Genomic DNA, 23,311 nt, shown 5'->3' on the forward strand with positions numbered 1-23,311 from the left:
TTTCCGGGGACCGGTTCGGGAAAGGCCGGTTCGCCCGCTCGGTCGGAGTGCCCTTGACCAGCGGGAGCGCGTTCCCGCGCCACAACGGCGGTTCCCCCGGACCGAGCGAACCTCGCCATGGGGGGTGTTGCGATGGTCATGGGACTGAGTAGTCTGCACACACCCCTCAAGATCATCGCTGTTGATCATGCTGATCTTGCAGTGCTATCTTTCCGTCGCCAATTCGGGTGGTCGTGGAGCGTTGTGAAGCGTAAGAACGTGCCGGACACGAATTACAAGACAATTCGTTCCCGGCTCACTGGTGTCGTGGTGGTTCCCAGCATCGTCCTCCTGGCCATGTGGGCGCTGTTCTCGTCCTACACGGTGTTCGAGGGGCTGTACCTCCAGCTGGTCGCCTCCGGTGTGAAGGACGCGTCGATCCCGGCCGTCCAGTCCTTCGCGTCGCTGCAGAAGGAACGCGAGCTCAGCATGACGAGCCTGAGCCGTCCCGGCACGGGCACGACGGCGCTCGCGAAGCAGCAGTCGGAGACCGACGCCGACCTCGCGAAGATGAAGACGGCGTTCAGCGAGCTCGCCTCCCAGGCGCCGCAGGAGGTCGTCGACGGGATCGGCAAGCTCAACGGCCTGCTGGACCAGCTCCCCGACGTGCGGGCGCGCCTCGAGTCGGGCGCCGCGTCCAAGGACGAGGTCTACCGCTACTACAACAGCCTGCTGGACTCCGGTGCCTCGCTGTTCACGACGCAGGCCCGCATCGTGCCGGACGCCGAGACCGTGACGGCCGCGCTGCTCGCGCCCCAGTCGTTCCAGGCCGTCGACTCGATGTCGCGGTCCGGCTCGGTGGCGGCCGCCGCGCTGTCGGCCGGCAGGTTCACGCCCGAGGAGCACCGCGAGTTCGCCCAGCTGGTCGGGTCCTACCGGTCCGCGCTGGTCGGCATGGAGCCGTTCGTGCTGCCCGAGGTGCGCGACCACTACAAGCGGATCGTCGCGAGCCCGCAGTGGCAGCAGCTGGCGACCATGGAGAACCGCCTGCTGCAGGTCGCGGAGCGGCCCATCGGCAACCAGGTCACGCTGGCCGACTGGGAGAACGCGAGCCGGGCGGTGTCCACCGAGCTCACCACCATGGTCGAGGAGCAGTCCAACGGCGCCGTGAACCTCGCCATGGCGAACGGCAAGGCCAAGTTCACCTCGGTGCTGATCGGCAGCCTCGTCGCCCTGATCGCCGTCATCGTCGGCATCCTCGTCGCCGTCCGCGTGTCGAACCGCCTGGTCAACAAGGCGTTGATCGTGCGTCTGACGAGCCTGAAGAGCGACTCGCTCAAGCTCGCCCACGAACGGCTGCCCGACATCGTCGAACGGCTGCGCGACGGCAAGCACGTCGACGTCGCCGCCGAGGTCCCCGCGCTCGACTACGGCAACGACGAGATCGGCCAGGTGGCCGACGCGTTCAACGCCGCGCAGTACACCGCCGTCGCCGCGGCGGTGAAGGAGAGCCAGACGCGGGAGGGCGTGAACCGGGTCTTCCTCGACATCGCGCGCCGCAACCAGGGTCTGGTGCACCGCCAGCTCAAGATCCTCGACAAGCTGGAGCGCGAGGAGGAGAACCCCGACCACCTCGACGCGTTCTTCCAGCTCGACCACCTGGCGACCCGCGCCCGCCGCAACGCCGAGAACCTGATCATCCTGACCGGTGAGCAGCCGGGCCGGCAGTGGCGCAAGCCCGTGCGCATGCTCGACGTCGTGCGCGCCGCCGTCGCGGAGACCGAGCAGTACGCCCGCGTGAAGGTGAACCCGGTGCCCGAGGTGGCGCTGGTCGGCGCCGCGGTCGCGGACATCATCCACCTGATCGCCGAGCTCGTGGACAACGCGACCTCGTTCTCCTCGCCGCGCTCGCAGGTCGAGATCCACAGCAGCGAGGTCCCGCAGGGCCTCGTGATCGAGATCGAGGACCACGGTCTCGGCATCAAGAGCGAGGACCGCGATCAGCACAACAAGATGCTGGCCGCGCCGCCCGACTTCGAGGCGATGCGCCTGCGCGGCGAGTCCCGCCTGGGCCTGTTCGTCGTCGCGCGCCTCGCCGCGCGCCGCCACGTCCGGGTCGAGCTGCGGGACTGCCCGTCCGGCGGCACGATCGCGCTGGTGCTCATCCCGTCCGAGCTGGTCGTCGGCGAGGCGGGCGTGGTGGAACCGGTCGACACGACCCAGATGCCCAAGCCCTCTTTCCGGCAGCAGGCGCTCCAGCAGGCCGTCGCGCCGGCGGAGACCGTCCCCGCGGTGGAGCCCTCGGTTCCGATGCAGGGCGACCTCGCGCAGGACTCCCGTCCCACCGAGACCTTCCAGCTCAACGAGTTCTGGACCGGGAGGGCAGTGGGAAACGGCGGGGCCCCAGGCCCGGAAGGGGACCTGGACAGCAGCAGCGGTCACATCGAGCTGCCCCGGGAAGACCGCCTGGCCGGTGCGTGGCCGACCGGCGACCCGGCGGAAGGTGAGAAGACGACGCGACAGGACACCAGGCCGGAGCTGCCGCGCCGCAGGCGGCAGCAGCACCTCGTGCCCCAGCTGGCCAACGACGACCTCCAGCCGATGCCCGACCTCGCCGAGTTCAACCCCGAGGAACGGGCGGAACGAACCCGCAACGGCATGTCCGCCTTCCAGCGTGGCACGCGTGACGCCCGCCAGGCGGACGACGTCGTGGAACCGTGATTACGACACTGAAAGGGCTATTTCCGTGGACGACCTGACCGGCGGGCATCCCGAGCTCAACTGGCTGCTGGAAGACCTCGTCGCGAGAGTGGTCGGCGCCCGGCACGCGGTGGTGCTCTCCGCGGACGGCCTGCTGCTCGCCCGATCGCCCGAGCTGTCCAAGGACGACTCCGACCACCTCTCGGCGATGGCCTCGGCCTTCCAGAGCCTCGCCAGGGGCACCGGACGGCACTTCGGGGGTGGACAGGTCCGGCAGACCATCGTGGAGATGGAGCGCGCGCACCTGTTCGTCACCGCGGCGGGCCAGGGCGCCTGCCTCGCGGTCGTCGGTGACGAGGACGCGGACATGGGCATGATCGCCTACGAGATGAACATGCTCGTGAAGCGCGTGGGCGCCTACCTGTCGTCGGCGCCCCGAACACTGGCGTCGCCGCGGATGCCCAACCCGCTTGGCCTGTCATGAGCCAGCACTCCGGCGACTGGTGGTACGACGAGGCGGCGGGCCCCATGGTCCGCCCCTACGCCATGGTGAGCGGTCGCACGAGGCCCAAGCCCGCGGGCGAGGACCTGACCCTCACGACCCAGGTCAGGGCGCTCCGCACGAACTCCGAGCAGGGCACGCTCTCGGTCGAGCACCTGGAGATCATCAAGCTCTGCCGGAAACCGCTCTCCGTCGCGGAGGTCGCCGCCTACCTGCACGCACCGCTCGTGGTCGTGAAGGTGCTGCTGAGCGACCTCATCCAGCGCGGTGACGTCATCACCCGCGACCCGTCCAGAACGGCGGTCCCGGTGGACATGAACCTACTCCAGAAGGTGCTCGATGGTGTCCGTGCAATCTGAGCAGGCGCGGGAGGACCTCTCCGTCCCCTCCTCCGTCAAGATCGTCATCGCCGGTGGGTTCGGCGTCGGCAAGACCACGATGGTCGGCGCCGTCAGCGAGATCACCCCGCTGCGGACCGAGGAGCTGCTCACCGAGGCGGGGGAGGAGATCGACGACCTCGCGGGCGTCGAGGGCAAGAACACGACCACCGTCGCGCTGGACTTCGGCCGCATCACGATCAGCTCCGAGCTCGTGCTGTACCTCTTCGGCACGCCAGGCCAGGACCGCTTCTGGTTCATGTGGGACGAGCTCGCGGTCGGCTCGATCGGCGCGGTCGTCCTCGTCGACACCCGCAGGCTCGAAGCGGGTTTCGGCGCGATCGACTTCTTCGAGCGCAGGAGGATCCCGTTCATCGTGGCGGTGAACTGCTTCGAGGGCAGCCACTCCTACACGGCGCAGGAGATGCGCGTGGCGCTCGACGTCTCGGACAACGTGCCGCTGGTGCTGTGCGACGCCCGCGACCGCGAGTCGTGCAAGAAGGTCCTCGTCAGCGTGATCGAGCACGCGATGAACCGGCTCGACGTCATGGCCTGACCTCCTCGACGGCTGAAGCCCTCGGTGACGTCCACCGAGGGCTTCAGCCGTGTCCGGGCTACGGCCTGACCTGCTCCAGCCGGCACCGGAACGGCCTGAGCATCGCCGGTGCCTCGACGAGCCGGTAGCCGGGAACCTCCTCGGCGTTCGCGGCGATGCCCGCGAGCGTCTCGGCCACGTACTCCAGGTGGCTGCGGGTGTAGACCCGGCGGGGGATCGCGAGCCGCACCAGCTCGAACGGCGCCGGCGTGACCAGCTCACCGGACGCGTCGATCTCACCCAGGTAGAGCGAACCCAGCTCGGCGCACCGGATGCCGCCCGCGAGGTAGAGCTCCGAGGCGAGCGCGTGGCCGGTGAACCTGCTCGGCGGGATGTGCGGCAGCAGCCTGCCCGCGTTGAGGTACACCGCGTGCACGCCGGCCGGGCGCACGCTGTCGACACCGGCCTGCCGCGCGCACTCCGCCAGGTAGGCGGTGGCCTCCGCCCGCTCGCGCAGGTACAGCGGGTCGGTCACCTCGATCATGCCCTGCGCGCACATGTCCAGGTCGCGTCCGGAGAGCCCGCCGTACGTGCGGAAACCCTCGGTGGCCATCAACATGAGCTCGCACTGCTTGGCGAGTTCGGCGTCCTGCAGCGCCAGCATGCCTCCGATGTGGACGATGCCGTCCTTCTTCAGGCTCGCCACACAGCCGTCGGCCAGCCGGAACGCGAGCTTCGCGACGTCGCGCGGGCTGTGGCCGCGGTACTCCTCCTCCCGCTGCGTCACGAGCCAGGCGTTCTCGGCGAACCGGGCGGCGTCGAGGATGAACGGCACGCCGTGCTTGCGGCACAACGCACTCGCGGCCTTGAGGTTCGCCATCGACACCGGCTGCCCGCCGCCGCCGTTGTTGGTGATCGTCATGAGCACCAGGCCGACGTCCTCCGGCCCCGACAGCGTCCGCTCCAGCGCCACGAGGTCGATGTCGCCCTTGAACGGCGCCTCGCTGTCGAGGTCCGCGGCCTCCGGGCAGGGCAGGTCGCGCACGACGCCGCCCGCCAGCTCCACGTTCGCGCGGGTGGTGTCGAAGTGCGTGTTGCCGACCGAGAGCTGCCCCGGCTTCAGCAGCACGCCGAACAGGATCCGTTCCGCGGCACGGCCCTGGTGCACCGGGAAGATGTGCGTGTACCCGGTCAGCTCCTCGGCGACCTCGCGGAACCGGAACCACGACCGGGCGCCCGCGTACGTCTCGTCGCCGCGCATGCCGGCGGCCTGCTGCTCCGCCGACAGCGCGCCGGTGCCCGAGTCGCTCAGCAGGTCGATCGTCACGTCCTCGGCGGTGAGGTTGAACTGGTTGTACCCGCCCTCGGCGTATCGGCGTTCCCGGTACTCGCGGGTGGTGATGGGAATGGGCTCGACGACCTTGATGCGGTACGGCTCCACGTGCTGCCTTTCTAAGCGGACAGTGCTCTGGTGCGGGGTGGCGTCACGGCGTACGCCTCGGAGGACAGGTAGACCGTGACTCCCGGCCGGGGTCTGCCGAGCCGCAGCGAGACGTGGGCGATCAGGCCGACGCCTTCACCGAGCGGCCGCCGGACGAGGCTCGCCAGCGCCATGAAGAACGGCGAGGGGTCGAAGCCGCACCTCACCATGATCGACAGCACGCGTTCGCACGCCTCGAGGTCGTCCTGCACGTAGTCCCGCACCGGGATGTAGAGGGAGTAGCCGCTCGGCCGGTCGGTGTCGCCGGACAGGAACGTGTAGCTCGACATCAGCGGGCGGCGGGAGAAGGGACCGTCGCCGCCGCAGGCGATCTCGCAGACGTCGGTCAGCAGCGCCGGGTCCACGTCCGGTGCGGCCTGCGCCGCGCGCACCACGTCGGCGATCACGGCGTCCTCGTGCGAGACGTAGGTCTTCACCCGCGCCCGGCTCTCGTCGGTGAGGTCGAGGGCGAAGAAGGAGAACCGGTCGAGGCCGTCGCGCCGCAGGGCGTTCCGGGAGACGGACGGCAGCGCCGCGTCGAGCCCCAGCCGCGCCAACGCCTCGGCCACCAGGGCGGTCGCGCTCTCACGGCCGCGCACGTCCGGGTTGAGGTAGACCTTCACCCCGGGAGCCGCCTCGCGCCCGACGATCAGCGAGTACCAGAACGCGAACTCGCCCTGCGGGTCTTCGGGCAGGAACAGGTCGCGCACCCGGTCGAGCAGTCCGAGTCGCACCTGGTGACGCGCCGCCAGCCCGTCGAGGACGTCGAGCGCGGCGCCCAGGTTCGCCCGCTTGCCCGGTTGCCCGGCGAGCGGCTCGACGATCATCCGCACGACCGGGTGCTCGTTTCGGGCCAAAGCCACCGAGAATTCGACGGGAGTGTGGTCGTCGGCCACGGAAGAGGGCCAATGGGGGACCGCGGAGAGGGGCAGCCCACCACCGGGCCCCAATGCCTCACCCAGCAGTTTTGCCGCGCTTTCCGCTGACTCCGCTAAACCTGCGGCGCGCAGGAGGTCGTGTAGTTGTCCAATGGCGAAATCGCGCAAAGACGGGACTGGCGCGCTCAAGATGGGGCACTCCTGATCGGCCGGGAATCAGTCGGGTGCAATCCCTGACGGAGTGGAATCGCAAACTGAATTCTCTCAACCAGCCACATGCCCAGGTCAAGAGCCAAGGGGGTTGCGTGCGACACTCTGACCTGTGACCAAGGTTGCACCGCTCGGGCTATTGACTTGACTGCTTCCGGTGTCGACGTGCGCAATTGTGTCCGCGAGTATGAGTGTGCTATGCGCGGACTACTCCGGTTTCACAGAGTGAGCGTTGTGCGATAAGGGACCGTCTGGTATCGAGTTCGTTTGGTGCCCGTTTGTTCCGGAACAAAAGAAAACGGGGGTGTTCGCGGGCGCGAACACCCCCCGTTCGGGGCTTGGTGCGAATCCGGTCAGGAGCGCGACTTGGCGCACCGCTCCATGCCGGGACAACTGCGGATCATGCGGACCACGGGCGGGGCCTCGATCGTCTTGGGGGGCTCCACGGCCCCTCCCGGCCACTGCACGGAGATCGCGATCGCCGACGCGTTGTTGTCGTAGCGCTTCTCCAGCAACGCGCGGTCGGCGTTCACGACGTTGACGACGTCGTAGGTCCCGGATTTCACGTTCGTGAGGTCGAGCCACTGGAAGTCGACGTCGTGCTTGTAGTCGTCGCCGGAACCGACCGAGATCCCGAAGATGACGTCCAGGGCGGACGGGTTGTGGTGCTCGCACTTGTGGCCCTTGAGGCGCTGCGCGAGCTTGCCCGCCGGGCTCTCGGGGTCCGACGGCCTGTTCAGGAGGACGTCGTCGACCGTGTACCGGTCGCCGATGCAGAAACCGTTCTTGCGGTCGGTCACGACGATGCCGCCGTCGGGCGTGCGCAGCTGGAAGTACTCGAAGCTGAGCAGGTGCCAGTGCTCGTGCGAGGCGGCGGGCTCGTAGTACGCGCTCGCCGTCGTCTCCCGCCGCGCCTCGGGGAACGAGCCGGCGATCGAACCGTCCACGCCGGACTGAACGGCCTGGCGCACCCGCATCGTCGGCGTCGAGGTGCTGGGGCGGTGCGCGTGCAGCAGCAGCGGGCCGTCGCCGACGTTGTCGATCGACGTCGTGAAGCGCAGGCGGACGGCCTTGGCCTGGCCGCCGCGGTGCGTGCACTGGCCGCGCGGCGCCGAGGCGTCCTCGACGAGGCACACGTCCCAGGCGCGGCACGACAGCGGCGAGCCGGAGAAGCCTCCCGGACAGCCGACGGGCGCCTGGCGGAGGTCGGGCAGCAGGGGGGCCGGGTCGGCCTGGACCTGCTGCGAGGAAACGAGGTTGACTGCGGTGATCGTGAGTGCCGCGATCACCGCGCCGATTCTGCCGGCCATGCGGTGTTCTCCTGGTTCGGGGAGCTCCTGGCGTCGCGCAGGAGCGCGTCCGTCACGGTGCGGGAGAGCTCGACGCTCGAGTTCCAGCTCGTGACGTTGGGGTAGACGTGGGCCGTGGTGGCGAGCCTCAGCCGGGTGCCGGGGACCACGACGGCCGGGCGCCGGGTGAGGTAGCCCAGCGGGTACACCGGTTCGACGAACGGCGCCTTGAAAACGCGCACCTCGTCGACGTCGTCCACAGTGAGTCCACTGTGGAGACTCAGTAGCTGCTCGGTCCAGCGGCGGGCGATGCTGTCGGAGTCCTCGAGGTACAGCGCGGACTCCCGGCCGGTGTAGTGCATGACGTACACCAGGTGCCGGTCGTCGTAGCGCTCCGAACCGGTGAGCGGCGTCATCTCGATCACGCCGTCGAAGTCCGTGCCCGAACGCAGCACCGGCGCCCAGTAGTGACCGGACAGCGGCTTGCGGAGGAAGAAGAGCGCGTTGACCACGCCCTGGTACGGCAGCTCGACCTCGGGCAGCAGCGGGGCGAGGCCCGCGTCGGCGATCGCCCGCAACGACGGCAGCGGCACGGTGGAGACCGCGTGGTCCGCCTCGATCGTCTCGCCGCCGGGCAGCGTCACGACCACCCGGTCCGGTCCGGCTTCGAGCCGCGCGACCGGCGCCGAGGTGCGGACCTCTCCGCCGTGCGCCTCGATCGAGGCCCTCAGCGCGTCGATCACGCTCCGGTAGCCGCCCGCCGGGTAGCCGCGGACCGACTCGTTGCTCTCGCGGCCCAGGCGCTGCCACAGGTACAGCGCGGGCACGTCGCCGAACGCGGCGCCGAACTTGGCGCCGAACATCGGGGCGAGCAGCACCTCCCAGATCCGGTCGCCGTACAGGCCGCGCAACCAGTCCTCGGTGCGCGTCAGGTCGAGGTCCCTGCCCCTGCCCAGCCTGCGCAGCAGCAACGAGACCACGCCGAACCGCAGCCGGTCCACGAGGCCCAGCGGCGTGAACCGCAGCAGGTCCAGCGCGGAGTTGAACGAGTGGCGGGTGCCGTCGACGACCATGCCCATGCTGGTCGGCCGCCAGTCGACGCTCTCGCGCAGGCCGACCTCGTCCAGCAGTTCCAGCAGCGCCGCGTCGGTCGGCATCACGCAGTGGTAGAACCGTTCCACGGTCCGGCCGCGCGACGTGAAGAACGTGCCGAGACCGCCGAGCTGGTCGCTCGCCTCGAGCAGCGTCACCGCCACGCCCCCGCGGGCGAGCCGGTGCGCCGTGGCGAGACCGCAGATGCCCCCGCCGACCACCACCGCACGTGCGGCCATCAGAGCTTCCGGAACGGAACTGGCGCGAGGCGGTCACGCGTGAGCAGGAGCGTGTACTGCACCAGCGTGCGGCCGAGGCGGAGCTTGCTCGCGCCGGGCTTGCGGTCGTAGCGCAGCCGCATCGGGATCTCGCTGACGACCGGGCCGCAGTGCCGCAGCTTGAGCAGGAGCTCGACCATGCAGGCGAAGCCGCGCTCCTCGACGAGCCGCTCGCCCCAGTGCGTGGTGGCGCGGCGCAGCAGGCTCACCCGGTACGCGCGGAAGCCGCTCGTGAAGTCCCGGACCCCGTCGAGGTGCAGCACCCTGCCGAACACGACGCGGGCGCCGCGGGAGAGCAGCCGGCGCCAGCGCGGCGCCGTCGAGTCGTCGCCGCCCTCGACGAACCGGGAGCAGATGACGACGTCCGCGCCGGCGCCGATCTCGGCCAGCAGCGCGGGGAACACGTCGGGGTCGTGCGTGTCGTCGGCGTCCATGACGATCAGGACGTGGTCCGGCTCCGCCTCCGCGAGCGCCGCCCGCAGTCCTGATTGGACGGCCTGGCCGAGGCCGAGGTTCTCCGGGTGGCGCACCAGGCGGACGTCGAGCCCGCGCACGCCGGTCACGCAGTCGCCGGTGCCGTCGGACGAGCCGTCGTCGACGACCCAGACCGTGATCCGGTCGGCGAGGTCGGTGCCGGCGATGCGGCGCAGCAGCGACGGCAGCGCCACGGCCTCGTTGTAGGCGGGCAGGACGACGTGGACGTCGCCGCACGTGCGGATCGGCTTCTGCACGATGGCGACCGGTTCACCGGACGAATGCCGGATGCCGTGTTCGTCGACTCTCACTCTGGCGCCCCCTCTTCGGTGGCTCGTGGTTGGTGGCGTGAATTATTGACAGGTCGTGCTAAAGCTTTCAGGCGGCCCTGGGTGAGTTCAGGGCGTGATCCACGTCGATTGCTCACCACCTGCGTTCACGAGAAACACAGAAGAGGGATGTTGATACCCGAAGAGATGATTTCTCAGCGTTCATTCACCCTTTCGTGCAGTTTTGTGGCCACAACTCCTTCGATCGGATGATCTTCAATGAGGCGATTCTCGGCGGTTGCCGTTCCCGCAGCACCGCACCCGGAGCGGGAGGCTGAGCAGCGGAGCCCCGCGCAGCGCCCCCTCAAGCCGTCCTCGGTCCGCCGTGACCTGCTCAGCCGGGTGAACGCGGTCGCGGTCCTGCTGGTCCTGGTGGACTGCGCGACGCTCGTGGCGGTCGGCGTTCACCGCGACCTCGGCTGGCTCTGGGGCGGCGCGATCGGGGCAGCGGTGCTCACGATCAGGGGTACCTGGCGGCTCTACCGCCGGCGGTTGTGGCTGTCGTGGCTCGAGGACCTGCCGCGCTCCGCGGCGAGCACCACCCTCGCGTTCGCGCTGCTGTCCGGCGCCGGTCTGCTCTGGGGCGCGCCCGCGGCCGACCTGGCGGCGGCGCAGTGGGCGATGATCGCGTTCGCGCTGGTCATCGAGCCGGTGCGGTGGTGCGTGTTCGCGTTCGGCCGGTGGTGCCGCCGGCGGTTCGACCGCTGCGACCGCACGATCATCGTCGGCGCGGGCGAGGTCGGCGTGAACCTCGCCAGGACGATGCTCGAGCACCCGCAGTTCGGCCTGCGGCCCGTCGCGTTCGCCGACTCCGGCCCCGACCCGGACCGGCAGCCGCCGGTGCTGGAGGTCGTCGACGGCGACCTGGCCGACGCGATCGTGCGGCTGCGCGCGGGCACCGTGGTGCTCGCGTTCTCGCACACCCGCGAGTCCCCGCTGGTCGACGCGGCGATCACCGCGCACCGGCTCGGCTGCTCCACGCTCGTCGTGCCCCGGATGTACGAGCTGCACCCCGACGGCCCCGGCATCGAACGGCTGCGCAGCTACCCGCTCATGCGCCTCGGCACCGCCCCGACCAGCAGGCCGACCTGGTGGGTCAAGCGCGCCGCCGACCTGGTGCTGGCGGCGGTCGCGCTGGTCGTGCTCTCGCCGGTGATCGGCCTGTGCGCGCTCGCGGTGCTGGTCGAGAGCGGTCGCCCGCTGTTCTTCCGGCAGGTCCGCGTCGGCATGGACGACCGCACGTTCACCCTCTACAAGATCCGCAGCGTCCGGCAGACCGGCGAGGACGACTCCCAGGTGAAGTGGTCCGTGGTGGGCGACTCGCGGGTCGGTCCCGTCGGCCGGTTCCTGCGCAGGACCTCGCTCGACGAGCTGCCGCAGCTGTGGAACGTGCTCAAGGGCGACATGTGCGTCGTGGGGCCGCGCCCGGAGCGTCCGGGTTTCGTTCGCGAGTTTTCCGCAATTCACGAGCTATATTGGGCTCGCCACCGCGTTCCGACCGGCTTGACGGGACTGGCTCAGGTCCACGGGCTGCGGGGTGACACTTCAATAGCCGACAGGTCTCGCTACGACAACTATTACATCGCCAACTGGTCGTTGTGGCTCGACCTGAGGATTCTACTCATGACGGCGGGTGAGTTGTGTTGTCGGAGAAATCGCTGATACGTCGATTCGCCGCTATCGCACTCGTGCTCCTGTCGTGTGCGTGCACGGTGAGTGCCGCGGATCCGGATCCGACCATCACCGGGCCGGTGCCCAAGCCGCTCGCGCCCTGCGCGTGGTGGTACGGCATCGGCGACTCGCCGACGCAGTGGGAGATCAAGGCCGCCGCCAAGCACTACGACGTCGTCGTGCTCAACGCGTGGGAGACGGCGGCCATGCGCAAGCTCCACGAGCTCAACCCCGAGGTCAAGGTGCTGGTCTACAAGGACTTCTCCAGCACCCGCAACTACCTCGGCGCGGTCGAGGGCAACCGCGACGCCAAGTACCTGCCCACCGGCGTCGGGTACTTCGCGGCCGAGCAGCGGCAGCCGTCGTGGTTCGCCAAGGACACGCTCGGGCAGCGCATCGAGTGGAAGGGCTACCCGAAGCACTGGCAGATGACGGTGTGGGACCCGGCCTACCAGAAGGCCTGGGCCGACGCGGTCGTGAGCGAGGTGGTCCGCGAGGGCTGGGACGGCGTCCTGGCGGACAACGACTTCAGCTCGCTCAAGTACTACTCGTCCGCGGTGCTCGCGGGCACCCCCGACGCAGCGGGCTCGGACCGGCTGCTGCGCGAAGGGCTCGACGGCATGCTCCAGCTCGCCGGCGACGCGCTCGAGAAGGCGGGGAAGATGCTGGTCCCCAACGTGTCGGAGTCGCAGCTGACACCGGGCCGGTGGTCGGCGCACTCGCGCTACTCCGGCGCGATGGAGGAGAACTTCGGCCTGCGGGGCGACGACGGCGCCGGCGAGCTGATCACGTTCCAGGGCAACCAGTTCAAGGAGCAGCGCGCCCAGGCCGCGCTCGGCGAGTCGTGGCTGCTGCTGATCACGCACACGAAGTCCGACAAGGAGGAACGCGTCGGGTACGCCTCCGCCGCCCTCCTCGCGAGCCCCTACACGTGCTGGACGAGGGCCCGGCCCGACTACAAGAGCCCGTACTGGTCGCTCTACCAGGACGCACGGCTCGGCCAAGCGGTCGAGACGGCCAACCGCCTGCCCAACGGGGTGTGGAACCGCCGCTACACGGGTGGCTGGGTGGCCGTGAACCCGACGAAGACCTCCGCGCTGCTCACCCCTCCGCCCGGCCTCGTGACGCTCAAGGGCGAAGCCGTGCCGCTGCAGCTCGACCTGCCCGCCGCCGACGCCGTGGTGCTCGTCAACGGGCCGATCCGGCGATGAGCTTGCCGTAGAGGTCGAGGTGCCGCCGCGCGCAGACCTCGGCGGTGAACCGCTCCCGTGCCCTCGTCGCGAGCAGCGCGCCCGTGCTCGCGGGGTCGGGGTCGGCGAACAGGGCGCGCAGCCGTGCCGCGAGCGCCTCCACGTCACCGGGCCGCGGGCACTGCTCGCCCGGGACGCCGAGCATGTCCGCGACACCACCGGTGTCGGTCGCCACCACGGGCTTGCCCGCCGCCATGGCCTCCGCGACGACGAGCGGCTGCTGCTCCATCGCGGACGGCAGCACCAGCGCGTCGTGCTCCAGCAGCAGCTCGGGGACGTCGCTGCGGAACCCCAGGAACCGCACGCGGTCGCCGAGACCGCGCCGGGTCACCCTGCCCTCGGCCTGCGTCCTCTGCGGACCGTCGCCGACGACCGTCAGCGTCGCGTCCCGCGGCATCGTGGTCTCCAGGGCGTCGAGCAGGTCGAGCAGTCCCTTGCGTTCGACGAGCAGACCCACGAACACCAGCTTGCGCACGGGGCCGGCGGGAGGGTTCGCGGTACCGACGTCGACGCAGTTGTCGATGTGGGTCATGCGGTGCGGCGGCACGTAGAGCCGTTCGCGCAGGAACCTGCCCATCTCCCTGGCGGGGACGACGGTCCGGTGCACGACACGGGCCACCGCGGCGTCCGCGGCCAGAACGGCCCTGGTGTAGGCCGGGGGAGGGGTGGCGCCGCGGACGTTGCGGAACCACGGCTCGGCCACGTCGTCGGGCACGCCGTGGTAGGTGTGCACGACCTTGGTGCCGGTGGTCGCGAGCCCCGCGCTCACCAGCCCCGCCCTGCGGTCCTGGGCGTGCACCACGTCCGGCCGCCACGCCCTGATCGCGGCGCGGGCCTGTCTCGCCGCCGCCATGTCGCCCTTGCGCGTCACCAGGGTCTCCTCGAAGAACGGGTCGACGAGGCCCGCGCCGCGCCGGGGCCGCGGACCGAACACCCGCACCTCGGCGGCGTCGGATTCCGCCAGCGCGGCCGCGAGGCGCACCGTCACGTCCACCGGGCCACCGCTGTCCTGGGTGAGCAGGTAGGCGATCCGTGTCATCGTCGTCCTTCCACGAGCTTCTCGGTGAGCGTCACGATGTGGTCGGTCATGCGGTCGCGGTCGAACAGGGCCTCGGCCCTGATCCGGCCGCGCTTGCCCTCCGCGGCGGCGAGCTCGGGGTCCGCGAGCCGCAGCGCAATCGCTTGCGCCAAGGCCTCCACGTCACCGGCGGGAACGACCTCGCCCGCGTCGCCGACGCTCTGCCGCACCCCCTCGACGTCGAACGCGACGACGGAACGCCCACAGGCCATCGCTTCCAGCGGCACGAGCGCCATGCCCTCGGCGCGGGACGGCAGGACGACCACGTCGGCCTCGGCGTAGAAGCCGGCCACGGCGTCGCTGTGCCCGTACCAGTAGACGTTGCGGTGGCCGGTCGCGCGGAGCTCCGCCGCCATCGGACCGTCGCCGACGATCACGAGCTCGGCGTCCGGGACCCTGGCCAGCACGCGCGGCCAGGCTCGCAGCAGCAGGTCCTGGCCCTTCTGGTGGGCGAGCCTGCCGACGCAGACCGCCGTGGGGGTGCGGTTCTGCTTGACGTGCGGGCTCAGGCGCCGGGTGTCGACGCCGTTGCAGACGACTTCCGCCGGTGCCCTGACGTTCGCGGCGCGGCCGACCTCCTCCTCGTCGTCGCTGACGCAGAGCAGGAGGTGGGTCCAGCGGGACGCCCAGGACTCCCAGCGGGCGCAGGCGCGGCTCAGCGCCCCCGTGGCCACGCGGAACGACCAGAGGTGCGGCTGGAAGATCGTCGGGGTGCGGCCGCGCAGCACGAGCCTCGCCAGGCCTGCCTTCGAGCTGTGCAGGTGCACGACGTCGGGGCGGAGCTCGCGCAGCGTCCGGCGCAGTGCGCGGAGTTCGCCCGCGGTCCGGGGTCCGGGGGTGCGCGTCGCCTGCCAGGGGTGCACCGGGATCCCGGCCTCGCGCGCCTCCTCGGGGAGCCGGCCCCGGGGTGGGCAGGCGATGCTGACGTCCCAGCCCCGCCGGTGCTGGGCACGGGCCAGGTCGAGGACCACGGCGGCGACGCCGGCCTCGACCGGCTGCGTCACGTGGACGATCTTCACGCGCGCTCCTTCAGTCCGATGAGGACCCTGCGGTTGGGGGGCAGGGCGATGGCGCAGTAGGTGACGAGGAGGACCAGGCCGGTGGCGACGACCGCCACGACGCTGTCGTCGTCCGGCAGCACCGTGCTCAGGGCGAGGCACGCCGCGGCGCCTCCCGAGACCCCGGCCAGGCCCCGCAGCGGCAGCGGGAACGCGAGGCCGTTGCGGGCCAGGACGAACCACGTCACCGGGACCAGCAGCCACACGACCGCCAGCTGCGTGACCGCCACCGCGGCCACGCCGTGGCGCGTGGTGAAGGCGAGCGCGCTCAGCAGCGCGACGAGGTGGGCGGCTTCCAGGGCGAGGTACTGGCGGGCGTGCCCCGCGGCCCTGATCACCTGGTACCAGACGTGCAGCAGGCCGAGGCCGAGGCCGTAGCCGCACAGCAGGACGAGGAGCGGTGCGGCGTCCGCCCACCGCTCACCGAGGACGACGATCCCGTCGGCTGTCAGTGCGAGGACGACGTACAGGCCGCCGGTGACCACGAGGGTGGCGGTGGTGAACCGCCCCGCGGTCTCCGCGAGCCGGTCGCTGCGTCCACCGCGGACCAGTTCGGCGCAGAGCGGGAACAGCACGCCGCCCAGCACGACCGCGATCATGATGTACGGCACCCAGGCGATGCGGAACGCGAGCGAGTACCCGCCGACCGCCTCCTGGCCGAGCACGTGGCCGATGGCGAGGTAGTCGACGTTGATCAGCAGCACCGCGATCAGGGCGCCGGGGCCGACGACGGCCAGCCACCTCCCGGCCTCCGCCGCGGACGCCGGGTCCCACGTGGGCCGGACCCTCGCTCCCGCGACGGCCGCGAGGACCGGCTGGGCGACCGCGGTGCAGAGCAGGCCGATCACGAGCGACGTGGGACCGGTGCCGTTCGCCGCGAGCGTCACGGTGACCACCGCTCCGAGCAGCATGCCGCCCGCGTCGGGGAGCATGCGGCGCCGGAAGTCGAGGTCGCGGTGCATCAACGCCATCTGCACCCCGCCCGCCGCCGTGAACGGCAGGGTGAGCGCGGCCAGCCGCAGCATCCCGGCGGCGTCCGGAGCGCCCAGCGCCGCCGCGATCGGGTGCGCGGCGGCGATGATCACCGCGGCGAGCACCGTTCCCGCCGCGACGCTCATCGTGAGCACGGTCCCCGCCGTCGTGAGCGGGTCGCGGGCCGTGCGGCTGACGATGTCGTAGACGCCCATCGCCTGCACGACCTGGCCGATGTTGACCACCGACACCACCAGCGCGACCGCGCCCAGGTCGGCCTCCGCGAGGAACAGGGCGAGCGCGAGGGTCACCACGATCTGGCTGCTCTTGCTCACCAGGTTGACCGCGAAGAGCCACAGCGACCCCCGCACCGCCACGTCCGTCATGCGACGCGCCGCCGTGTGTGCCGGACCGCGAAGACGACCAGCACCACCCAGGCCGCGACGAGCGCCGCCCCGTCCAGCGTGACGCTCGCCCTCGCTCCGAGCAGCGACCTGACCGCCGTGTCGAGGAAGTGGAGGTGCGCGAACGGGACGACGGCCAGCAGCGTCGCCGCCGCGGCCCACCGCCAGTGGCCGTCCCGGCGGTGCCGCCAGCAGAGCACCGCCATCGCCGTCATGGCCGGGACCGCGATCAGGACGTCGCCCGGCTGGTGCACCAGCGCCACCACGATGCCGAGGCAGATGAGCAGATCCGCGACCCGCGACCCCGCCGCGGTCCGGTCGAGCCTGCGCGCCAGGAACGCGGTGAGGGCGAGAACCCCGCACAGCGCCAGCGGTTCCGCGGCGGGAGGCAGCCACCCGGTCGTGCGGAAGAACACCGCCGGCAGGTCGACGCGCTGGGCCGTCACGGAGTCGACCGCGCCGTACCCGGTGCTGCTGGCCCACTCCAGGTTGCGCTTGACGACGTCGAGGAACTCGCCGACGCTGCTCCTGGCGACCAGCAGCACCACGACGGGCACGCTGGCCAGCGCCGCCACGCCGGTGCCCCGCAGGGCGACCCCGCGATCGCCCCTGGCGAACAGGACGAGCGCCAGCGGAAGCCCGAACTGCGGCTTGAGCCAGGCGATCGCGAGGGCCGCGCTCGCCCAGCCGGGGTGGGAGGTGCGCAGCAGGAGCGCACCGGCCGCGGCGACCGCGATCAGCGGGTTGACCTGGCCGATGTACATCTGCGCCTTGCCGACCTGGCTCGTCACCAGCAGCGTGCCGATGACGACGGTGCCCGCGACGAGCGGCAGCTTCGACGTCCGTGCCGCCATCACGGCGAGGACGACCAGCAGGACGAGGCACGCGAGCGCGAACGAGACCGCGCCGACGCGGTAGTCCGGCAGCGCGAACGGCAGGTGCAGGACCAGGTGGTACGGCTGGTAGAGGTTGAAGTTCTGCCGCACCGGCCAGTGGTCGAACATGACCGCCGGGTCGTAGGGGTTGCCGCCGCCGAGGAACTCGCGGATCGGGAAGTACAGCGCGTCGCGGAAGTCCTGCATGCGCTCTTCCGGCAGGTTCGCCTCGGTGGGGAGGGGCACCTCCCAGGACGGCTTGAGCGCGCGGAAGGCGCTGAGCGCGCCGGCCAGCGCGGTCAGGGCCACCAGGACGGCTCGGGCGAGCCCCGCCCGGTTCGTGGTGGTGATCATTCCGGCAGCACCGCCAGGGCGACCGAGATCGCCGCGACCGCGACGAGCACGGCCAGGGCGATCAGGCCGGTGAGGGCCGCGGTCGTGAGGACCGCCGTCAGCGGGATCGATTCGGACTGGCAGGCCCCCTGGGGGGATTCGGCCCCCACTCCTATCGTCTCAGGCGGGTCTGACAGTTCCGCGGCGTCGCCTGCGTGGTGGGTCGTTTCGGCTGCCGCGCCGGTGCCGGGCTGTGCGTTCGCGGGCGTGGTGGAGGTGGGTGTGGTGGAGGTGGGCTTCGCGTTCGGCGCCGCATCGTCGGCGGACTGGGCGTCGGTTGACTGGTCGTCGGTTGCCGCGCCGCCGGGGGGCTGTGCGGTGGAGTTGGGCTGCGCGGTGGTGCTCGACTGAATGTTGATGTCGGGCTGCGCGGTGGTGCCGCACCGCACGTCGGTGCCGGGCTGCGCGGTGGTGCCCGGCTGCATGTCGGTGTCCGGCTGCGCGGTGGTGCCGCGCCGCACCTCGGTGCCGGACTGCGCGTCCGCCTCACCGGACCAGGGCTTCGGCTCCTCCGCCCCGCCGGTGCCGAACTTCCCGATCGCGGCCACACCGGCGCCGAACCCGGCCGTCGCCGCACGCACTCCGGCCCGCGCGGCGACGGTGGGCCGGAGACCCGCCAGCGCCGCCACACCGGCGCGCAGTCTCTCCCCGGCGCTGAAACCCACCGCGGTCCTCGTCGTGGTCACGCCAGCACCACCGCCACCAGCACCGCCGACTCGGGCAGCACCGCCAAGGCGGTCGCGAGGTCGTGGCGGCGGGCGCGGTCGCGGGGAGCGACGGCGATCACCGCCGACCCCTCCGCGGGCTCCGAAGCCTTGTCCGGCAACGCCCGCGCGAGCTGCTCGGCCCGGTCCGCCAGCTCCGGCGCGACCGGCAGCACCCGCACGGGTCGTGCGGCCGCCACGCAGAGCGCACTGAGCCGCGAGGTCAGGTCCGGGTCGTCGTCGGAAGCCACCACCACCGGATGGGTGATGCCGGCGGACGCCAGGGCGGGGCTCACCGCGTCGGAACGCAGCCGCCGCAACGCCATCACGGCGGCGCCGGCGATCACCGCGGCGACCAGGGCGAGGCCCGTGGCGAGGCGCCAGTCCGGTGTCACCCGCGTCGCCTCGGGGCGCGGGTCCACCAGGCGGAAGCGGGCCGCGGGGGCGAGCAGGTCGGCCTCGACCACGGCCCGCGCGACCGCGGTGACGGCGGCCGAGGCGTGCTCGGCCGAGTCGGCGCGGACCGAGATCCTCGCGACGCCGGAGGCCGGGACCAGTTCCACGGCGATGGCGCCGGCCAGCGCGGCCGGCGTGGTGCCCGCCGCCGCGGCGGCCGCGTCCAGCACGGACGGGCTGCGGACCAGCTGGACGACGGCCGGTGCGGCGAGGGAGGTCACCTCACCGAACTGGGCGCTGTCCGGTGTGGACGGTGTGGCGAGCAGGGTCAGCCTGCCCTCGGTCACGTCGTCGCGCAGCGCGACGGCCAGCAGCACGGCGGCGCCGACGAGGACGGCGGCCAGCAGGCCCTCCAGCACGGCTCGGGAAGTCTTCATCGTCCCTCCAGGACGGTACGGAGCAGTTCGTCGTAGGACTTCATCAGGGTGTGCGCGTCGGCCGGGCCGTCGTGCGCGGCCGCCACCGAGCGGGCGGCGGGGGAGTGCAGCAGGGCGCGCAGCGCCTTCGCGGTCTGCTCGGGGTTCCGGCGGGGCACGAGGACCCCGCCGCCACCGGCCAGGACCTCCCGCACACCGTCCACATCGGACGCGACGATCGGGCGGTGCGCCGCCAGCGACTCGAGCAGCGCGATCGGCATGCCCTCCCAGTCGCTGGTGAGAACGGTGACGTCCGCCGCCTCGAGCAGGTCGCGGACGTCGGTGCGGGTGCCCAGGAACCGGACGCGCGGCGGGGCGCTCGCCTCCAGCGCGGCCCGCAGGCTGCCGTCCCCGGCCAGCCACAGCTCGGCGTCGCCCGGCACCTGCTCCCACGCGTCGAGCAGCACGTCGTGCCGCTTCTGCGGTTCCAGGCGCGCCGGGCACAGCGCCACCGGTACGTCGGGCGGCGTTCCGATCCGCGCCCGCACGGTCGCGCGGTCGGTGGTCGGCGGCGACGGGAACACGGCGTTCGGGATCACCACGACCGAGCCCAGCCCGGCGTCGCGCAGCCGTCGCGCGGCGGCCTCGGCGACGGTGACGACGACGGTCGAGACCCGGCGCAGGACCCGGACGGCACCGGCCACGTCCGCGTCGGCCACGCCGTGGAACACCGTCACCACGGGCCGGCGCGGCGCCGCGATCCGGGCCACGAGCGACGCGGAGACGTTGTGCGCCACCACGACGTCCGGGGCGAACCGGCGCACAGCGGCACGAGTCGCCCACGCCGCGCGCGCCACACCGAGCGGCGAACGGCGCGCGACGGGCACCTCGAACACCGGCAGCCCGGCCCGGCTCACCTCGTCCGCGCGAAACCCGCCGCCGCTGGCCACCGCCGACTCCCAGCCGACGTCACCGCCCGCGAGCGCCATGCCGGCCACGAGGGCCTCCGCGCCACCGGCGCCCATCTCGCTGATCACGTGCAGGACGCGCATCGCCCACTCTCCTCCCGCGCACGGCGTTCGACCGCCACCGCGAGGGCGACGAGCGACCACAGCGGCAGGTAGTACTGCTCGGACAGGAAGATCGAGGCGACCAGCACGGCGATCAGCGCCGCCTGCAGGGCCAGCGCCTCACGGCGGTCCGCCACGACGCGCAACGCCCGTTCGCTCGCGAGGAAGCCGACCGCGACGAGTCCGGCCAGCAGCGCGAACCCGGTCACGCCGAGCTCGGCGGCGACCTCGAGGAACAGGGTGTGCGCCACCGGGGTCTGCTCGTCGATCTCCGCGTTGTGGCCCGCCGCCGCGTACTGCTGGCGGAACCCTCCCGGCCCCACGCCGAGGAGCGGGTGGTCGGCGAGCATCCGCGCCGCCGCCTGCCAGCGCAGCATCCTGGTGTCGGCGTTGGTGCCCGCGATGTGGCTCTTCTCCTGCAACGCCCGTGCCAGCCCGGCCTGGGCCGCCGAGGCGAAGACCAGCGCCGCGAGACCCGTGACCGCCGCCGCGACGACCACCGCGCGGACCGGCAGGCCGCGCCGGGCGATCAGCCACAGCAGCGCGCACGCCAGGGCGAGTCCGCCACCGCGGGAGAACGTCGCCGCCGCACCGGCCACCAGCACGGCGCCCAGCAGCAGCAACACGATCCGCGACCGGCCCCCGGTGGGCAGCGCCACCAGCAACGGCAACGCCGCCACGAGGAAGAACGCGAGGTCGTTCGGGTCCTCCAGCGGCCCGGCCGCCCGCAGTTCGCCGCTGACGACGCTGAGCAGCCCACCGGCCGCCGCCACGACCGCACCGGCGACCGTCGCGGCGAGCAGCGCGCGGACCGGCACCTCGCGTGCGGCCACGTCGGCCAGCACCACCGTGACCACCAGGAACGGCACCCACCGGACCAGGTACTCCAGCGTGAACGGCTCGGCCAAGTGCACCGCGGAGGTCGCGAGAAGAACCACCGCCAGCAACGCGACCACGAGGTGCAGCGGGTGCGGGGCGGGCAGACGCCGTTGCTTGACCAGGGAGAACACCCACACGACGATCAGCGCGGCGGGCACGACCTTCGCCGACTGCCCGTGCACCCGCAGCAGGTAGCCCTCCAGCGGCGCCAGGGCCACCGTCGCGCAGGCGAGGACGCGCAGCAGGACCGTCAGCCCCATGCGACCGGGTCCCGTTCACGCAGACCGGCCGCCGCCACGCGCTCGACGTGCTCACCGGTACCGACGACCTCGAAGTCTCTGCGCAGCAACGACAACACCCAGCCGAGCAGCGCGACCTTCTCGCGGCCGGGGACGGCCATGCCGGGGAAGAACTCCATGCCGGGCGCCTCGGCGCCGGAGAGCACGTCGGTCGGGTGCAGCAGCAGCGACGGGGACACGTTGCGGGCGCGGCACAACCGCAGTGCCGTGCGGAAGTACCCGCGGGCGAGCCCGGGGGAGATCTGGTGCAGCTGCAGCAGGTACGCGCCGTGGACCGGCACCCTGAGCAACGGCATGGTCGTCACCGGCAGCTCGACGATCCCGCCGCCCCGCCAGCGGAACGGCGTGTTGGGCGCCTTCACCCTGCCGAACCCGCCGAACAGGTCCTCGCCGCCGTCGGTCGAGCCCGCCGACCGGTTGTGGTACGCGCGGGCGAGCGGCCCGATCCACGTGGGCAGGACGCTGGCGTCGTAGCGGTACCCGCGCCTGCCGAGCACGTCGAGCAGCCGGGGCGTGACGCTGAAACCGGGGCCGCGGAACCCGACGGGTTTCGGCGCACCGGCGGCCGTGATCGCCTCCTCGGCGCGCAGGACCTCCTTCTCGACCTCCTCGTCGGTGAGGCGGTGCAGCCACGGCTGGTGCCAGAACGAGTGGTTCGCGACCTCGTGCCCGGCGGCGACGACGCGGGCGACCGCCTCGGCACCGTCGTCGCGTTCCGCGTCGGCGCCGACGACGAAGACCGTGGTGGTCAGCCCGTGCTCACCGAAGACGTCGAGCAGGCGCGGCACCGCGGACGGCAGGAAGCTCGGCCTGCCCTCCCACCGCGGATCGCCGTGCGTCCGCAGGTACGCCCACAGGTTGTCGAGGTCCAGCGAGACGCTGGCGACGGGCTTCACCGCTCACCTCCGGTGGGGACGAGTTCCCGCGCGGGCTTGGCGACGGCGCCGAGCACCAGCACCCCGGACACCACCAGCAGCACGCCCAGCACGACCCACCACTCGCGCCCGGCCGCGATCCGGTCGCCCATCACCGCGAGCCCGGCGGCCGAGGCGATCACGACCGTGGTCGCGTCCATCGAGGCCACCGCGGACGTCGCCGACCCGCGCTGCAACGCCGTCGCGAGGCAGGCCTGCCCGACGAACGCGCCGATCACCATCACCCACGTCAGCGGGTGCAGGAGGAGCTCGGGCACCGGCTTGCCGGCGACGTTGCGCGCGGCCACCGCGACGACCGCGAACGCGATGCCGGCGAGCACCGGCGTGGCGGCCTTCCACGTCCGCGCCAGCGGGAGCACCGCGACCGTGACGAGTCCCAGCACGACCAGCGCGGGCACCAGGGGCAGCTCCTCGGCCGTGGACGGCGCCGCGGCCCCCGTCAGCAGCAGCAGACCGCACGCCATCGCCACCAGCACCGCGATCTCGACGCGCCGGATGCGCCAGCCGAGCAGCAGCACCCCGATCACCGTGGCCAGCCCGACGGCGCACGACGACCCGGCCTGCACCAGGTAGAGCGGCAGGTCCTCGCGGGCCAGGAACGCGAACGCGAACCCGCCGACCTGCCCCGCGAACCCCAGCAGGTACAACCGGTCCCCGGCCAGCCGCGCGAGCAGCCCCACGCCCGCGCCGGGACGTTCGTCGGCCCTGCGGGCGGCGACGGTCTGCGCGACTATCCCCAGCCCGTAGAGCACAGTGGACACCGCAAGTGCCAGATGACCGGACACGAA

21 protein-coding genes are annotated in these 23,311 nt (G+C 72.0%); 6 read left to right on the plus strand and 15 right to left on the minus strand.

The window, feature by feature from the left end; all coding sequences use genetic code 11:
• Positions 1-309: 309 nt before the first annotated feature.
• The 4 genes from L6E10_RS12535 to L6E10_RS12550 are packed head-to-tail and all read left to right on the plus strand — an operon-like array spanning position 310 to position 4,114.
• Complete coding sequence (locus L6E10_RS12535) at positions 310-2,700, plus strand: nitrate- and nitrite sensing domain-containing protein (protein WP_308102780.1); 2,391 nt, start codon at positions 310-312, stop codon at positions 2,698-2,700.
• Positions 2,701-2,725: 25 nt separating this feature from the next.
• Positions 2,726-3,163, plus strand: coding sequence for a roadblock/LC7 domain-containing protein (locus L6E10_RS12540; protein ID WP_090099343.1), 438 nt, complete (start codon positions 2,726-2,728; stop codon positions 3,161-3,163).
• Positions 3,160-3,540: a DUF742 domain-containing protein gene (locus L6E10_RS12545; RefSeq protein WP_090099341.1), complete on the plus strand. Its 381-nt coding sequence runs from the start codon at positions 3,160-3,162 to the stop codon at positions 3,538-3,540. The genes L6E10_RS12540 and L6E10_RS12545 overlap by 4 nt, the downstream gene beginning before the upstream one ends.
• Positions 3,521-4,114 carry an ATP/GTP-binding protein gene (locus tag L6E10_RS12550; protein ID WP_236219676.1) on the plus strand — a complete coding sequence of 198 codons (594 nt, stop codon included), beginning with the start codon at positions 3,521-3,523 and terminating at the stop codon, positions 4,112-4,114. The genes L6E10_RS12545 and L6E10_RS12550 overlap by 20 nt, the downstream gene beginning before the upstream one ends.
• 58 nt (positions 4,115-4,172) lie before the next feature.
• On the opposite strand, the gene L6E10_RS12555 is transcribed toward L6E10_RS12550, so the two are convergent.
• The 5 genes from L6E10_RS12555 to L6E10_RS12575 all read right to left on the minus strand — a co-directional run bounded on the left by L6E10_RS12555 (position 4,173) and on the right by L6E10_RS12575 (position 10,105).
• Positions 4,173-5,534, minus strand: a complete 1,362-nt coding sequence (locus L6E10_RS12555) for a tryptophanase (protein WP_236219677.1) — start codon at positions 5,532-5,534, stop codon at positions 4,173-4,175.
• 11 nt (positions 5,535-5,545) lie between these two features.
• On the minus strand, positions 5,546-6,640 hold the full coding sequence (locus L6E10_RS12560) for a tryptophan dimethylallyltransferase family protein (protein WP_308102781.1): 1,095 nt from the start codon (positions 6,638-6,640) through the stop codon (positions 5,546-5,548).
• Positions 6,641-7,014: 374 nt separating this feature from the next.
• The gene (locus L6E10_RS12565; protein ID WP_236219679.1) at positions 7,015-7,971 is read right to left on the minus strand and encodes a lysyl oxidase family protein; all 957 of its coding nucleotides are present in this window, start codon (positions 7,969-7,971) and stop codon (positions 7,015-7,017) included.
• Positions 7,947-9,281: an FAD-dependent oxidoreductase gene (locus L6E10_RS12570; RefSeq protein WP_236219680.1), complete on the minus strand. Its 1,335-nt coding sequence runs from the start codon at positions 9,279-9,281 to the stop codon at positions 7,947-7,949. The genes L6E10_RS12565 and L6E10_RS12570 overlap by 25 nt, the downstream gene beginning before the upstream one ends.
• Entirely contained in the window at positions 9,281-10,105 is an 825-nt protein-coding gene (locus tag L6E10_RS12575) for a glycosyltransferase (protein WP_236219681.1), read from the minus strand. Before L6E10_RS12575 ends, L6E10_RS12570 begins: the two co-directional genes overlap by 1 nt.
• 237 nt (positions 10,106-10,342) lie before the next feature.
• On the opposite strand from L6E10_RS12575, the gene L6E10_RS12580 reads away from it, so the two are divergent.
• Together L6E10_RS12580 and L6E10_RS12585 are read left to right on the plus strand one after the other, a co-directional pair.
• The gene (locus L6E10_RS12580) at positions 10,343-11,785 is read left to right on the plus strand and encodes a sugar transferase (RefSeq protein WP_236219682.1); all 1,443 of its coding nucleotides are present in this window, start codon (positions 10,343-10,345) and stop codon (positions 11,783-11,785) included.
• A gap of 89 nt (positions 11,786-11,874) precedes the next feature.
• Positions 11,875-13,005 carry a putative glycoside hydrolase family 15 protein gene (locus L6E10_RS12585; RefSeq protein ID WP_236219683.1) on the plus strand — a complete coding sequence of 377 codons (1,131 nt, stop codon included), beginning with the start codon at positions 11,875-11,877 and terminating at the stop codon, positions 13,003-13,005.
• On the opposite strand, the gene L6E10_RS12590 is transcribed toward L6E10_RS12585, so the two are convergent.
• Genes L6E10_RS12590 through L6E10_RS12635 form a run of 10 tightly spaced genes read right to left on the minus strand, consistent with a single transcriptional unit; the run spans position 12,983 to position 23,308 of the window.
• Entirely contained in the window at positions 12,983-14,083 is a 1,101-nt protein-coding gene (locus tag L6E10_RS12590) for a glycosyltransferase family 4 protein (RefSeq protein WP_236219684.1), read from the minus strand. The genes L6E10_RS12585 and L6E10_RS12590 overlap by 23 nt on opposite strands.
• Positions 14,080-15,141 (minus strand): glycosyltransferase family 4 protein, encoded by a 1,062-nt coding sequence (locus L6E10_RS12595; protein WP_236219685.1) that lies wholly within the window; start codon positions 15,139-15,141, stop codon positions 14,080-14,082. Before L6E10_RS12595 ends, L6E10_RS12590 begins: the two co-directional genes overlap by 4 nt.
• Positions 15,138-16,538, minus strand: a complete 1,401-nt coding sequence (locus L6E10_RS12600; protein WP_236219686.1) for an oligosaccharide flippase family protein — start codon at positions 16,536-16,538, stop codon at positions 15,138-15,140. Before L6E10_RS12600 ends, L6E10_RS12595 begins: the two co-directional genes overlap by 4 nt.
• Complete coding sequence (locus tag L6E10_RS12605) at positions 16,535-17,785, minus strand: glycosyltransferase family 87 protein (protein ID WP_236219687.1); 1,251 nt, start codon at positions 17,783-17,785, stop codon at positions 16,535-16,537. The genes L6E10_RS12600 and L6E10_RS12605 overlap by 4 nt, the downstream gene beginning before the upstream one ends.
• A complete protein-coding gene (locus L6E10_RS12610) occupies positions 17,782-18,510 on the minus strand; it encodes a hypothetical protein (RefSeq protein WP_236219688.1) in 729 nt (242 codons plus the stop codon). Before L6E10_RS12610 ends, L6E10_RS12605 begins: the two co-directional genes overlap by 4 nt.
• Positions 18,507-19,361 (minus strand): hypothetical protein, encoded by an 855-nt coding sequence (locus L6E10_RS12615; protein WP_236219689.1) that lies wholly within the window; start codon positions 19,359-19,361, stop codon positions 18,507-18,509. The genes L6E10_RS12610 and L6E10_RS12615 overlap by 4 nt, the downstream gene beginning before the upstream one ends.
• Positions 19,358-20,392 (minus strand): glycosyltransferase, encoded by a 1,035-nt coding sequence (locus tag L6E10_RS12620; RefSeq protein WP_236219690.1) that lies wholly within the window; start codon positions 20,390-20,392, stop codon positions 19,358-19,360. The genes L6E10_RS12615 and L6E10_RS12620 overlap by 4 nt, the downstream gene beginning before the upstream one ends.
• Positions 20,374-21,549 (minus strand): O-antigen ligase, encoded by a 1,176-nt coding sequence (locus tag L6E10_RS12625; protein ID WP_236219691.1) that lies wholly within the window; start codon positions 21,547-21,549, stop codon positions 20,374-20,376. Before L6E10_RS12625 ends, L6E10_RS12620 begins: the two co-directional genes overlap by 19 nt.
• Positions 21,540-22,484, minus strand: a complete 945-nt coding sequence (locus tag L6E10_RS12630; RefSeq protein WP_236219692.1) for a polysaccharide deacetylase family protein — start codon at positions 22,482-22,484, stop codon at positions 21,540-21,542. Before L6E10_RS12630 ends, L6E10_RS12625 begins: the two co-directional genes overlap by 10 nt.
• Entirely contained in the window at positions 22,481-23,308 is an 828-nt protein-coding gene (locus L6E10_RS12635; RefSeq protein ID WP_236219693.1) for a hypothetical protein, read from the minus strand. The genes L6E10_RS12630 and L6E10_RS12635 overlap by 4 nt, the downstream gene beginning before the upstream one ends.
• Positions 23,309-23,311 lie beyond the last annotated feature (3 nt).

It is taken from the genome of Lentzea sp. CC55 (assembly GCF_021056325.1).
GTDB lineage: Bacteria > Actinomycetota > Actinomycetes > Mycobacteriales > Pseudonocardiaceae > Lentzea > Lentzea jiangxiensis.

What these genes read in the sequence shown, in the direction of transcription:
- L6E10_RS12545 (WP_090099341.1), top strand. Translation starts at nt 3,160, where the DNA reads ATGAGCCAGCACTCCGGCGACTGGTGGTACGACGAGGCGGCGGGCCCC.
- L6E10_RS12550 (WP_236219676.1), top strand. Translation starts at nt 3,521, where the DNA reads ATGGTGTCCGTGCAATCTGAGCAGGCGCGGGAGGACCTCTCCGTCCCC.
- L6E10_RS12565 (WP_236219679.1), bottom strand. Translation starts at nt 7,971, where the DNA reads ATGGCCGGCAGAATCGGCGCGGTGATCGCGGCACTCACGATCACCGCA.
- L6E10_RS12570 (WP_236219680.1), bottom strand. Translation starts at nt 9,281, where the DNA reads ATGGCCGCACGTGCGGTGGTGGTCGGCGGGGGCATCTGCGGTCTCGCC.
- L6E10_RS12580 (WP_236219682.1), top strand. Translation starts at nt 10,343, where the DNA reads ATGAGGCGATTCTCGGCGGTTGCCGTTCCCGCAGCACCGCACCCGGAG.
- L6E10_RS12590 (WP_236219684.1), bottom strand. Translation starts at nt 14,083, where the DNA reads ATGACACGGATCGCCTACCTGCTCACCCAGGACAGCGGTGGCCCGGTG.
- L6E10_RS12600 (WP_236219686.1), bottom strand. Translation starts at nt 16,538, where the DNA reads ATGACGGACGTGGCGGTGCGGGGGTCGCTGTGGCTCTTCGCGGTCAAC.
- L6E10_RS12605 (WP_236219687.1), bottom strand. Translation starts at nt 17,785, where the DNA reads ATGATCACCACCACGAACCGGGCGGGGCTCGCCCGAGCCGTCCTGGTG.
- L6E10_RS12615 (WP_236219689.1), bottom strand. Translation starts at nt 19,361, where the DNA reads ATGAAGACTTCCCGAGCCGTGCTGGAGGGCCTGCTGGCCGCCGTCCTC.
- L6E10_RS12620 (WP_236219690.1), bottom strand. Translation starts at nt 20,392, where the DNA reads ATGCGCGTCCTGCACGTGATCAGCGAGATGGGCGCCGGTGGCGCGGAG.
- L6E10_RS12625 (WP_236219691.1), bottom strand. Translation starts at nt 21,549, where the DNA reads ATGGGGCTGACGGTCCTGCTGCGCGTCCTCGCCTGCGCGACGGTGGCC.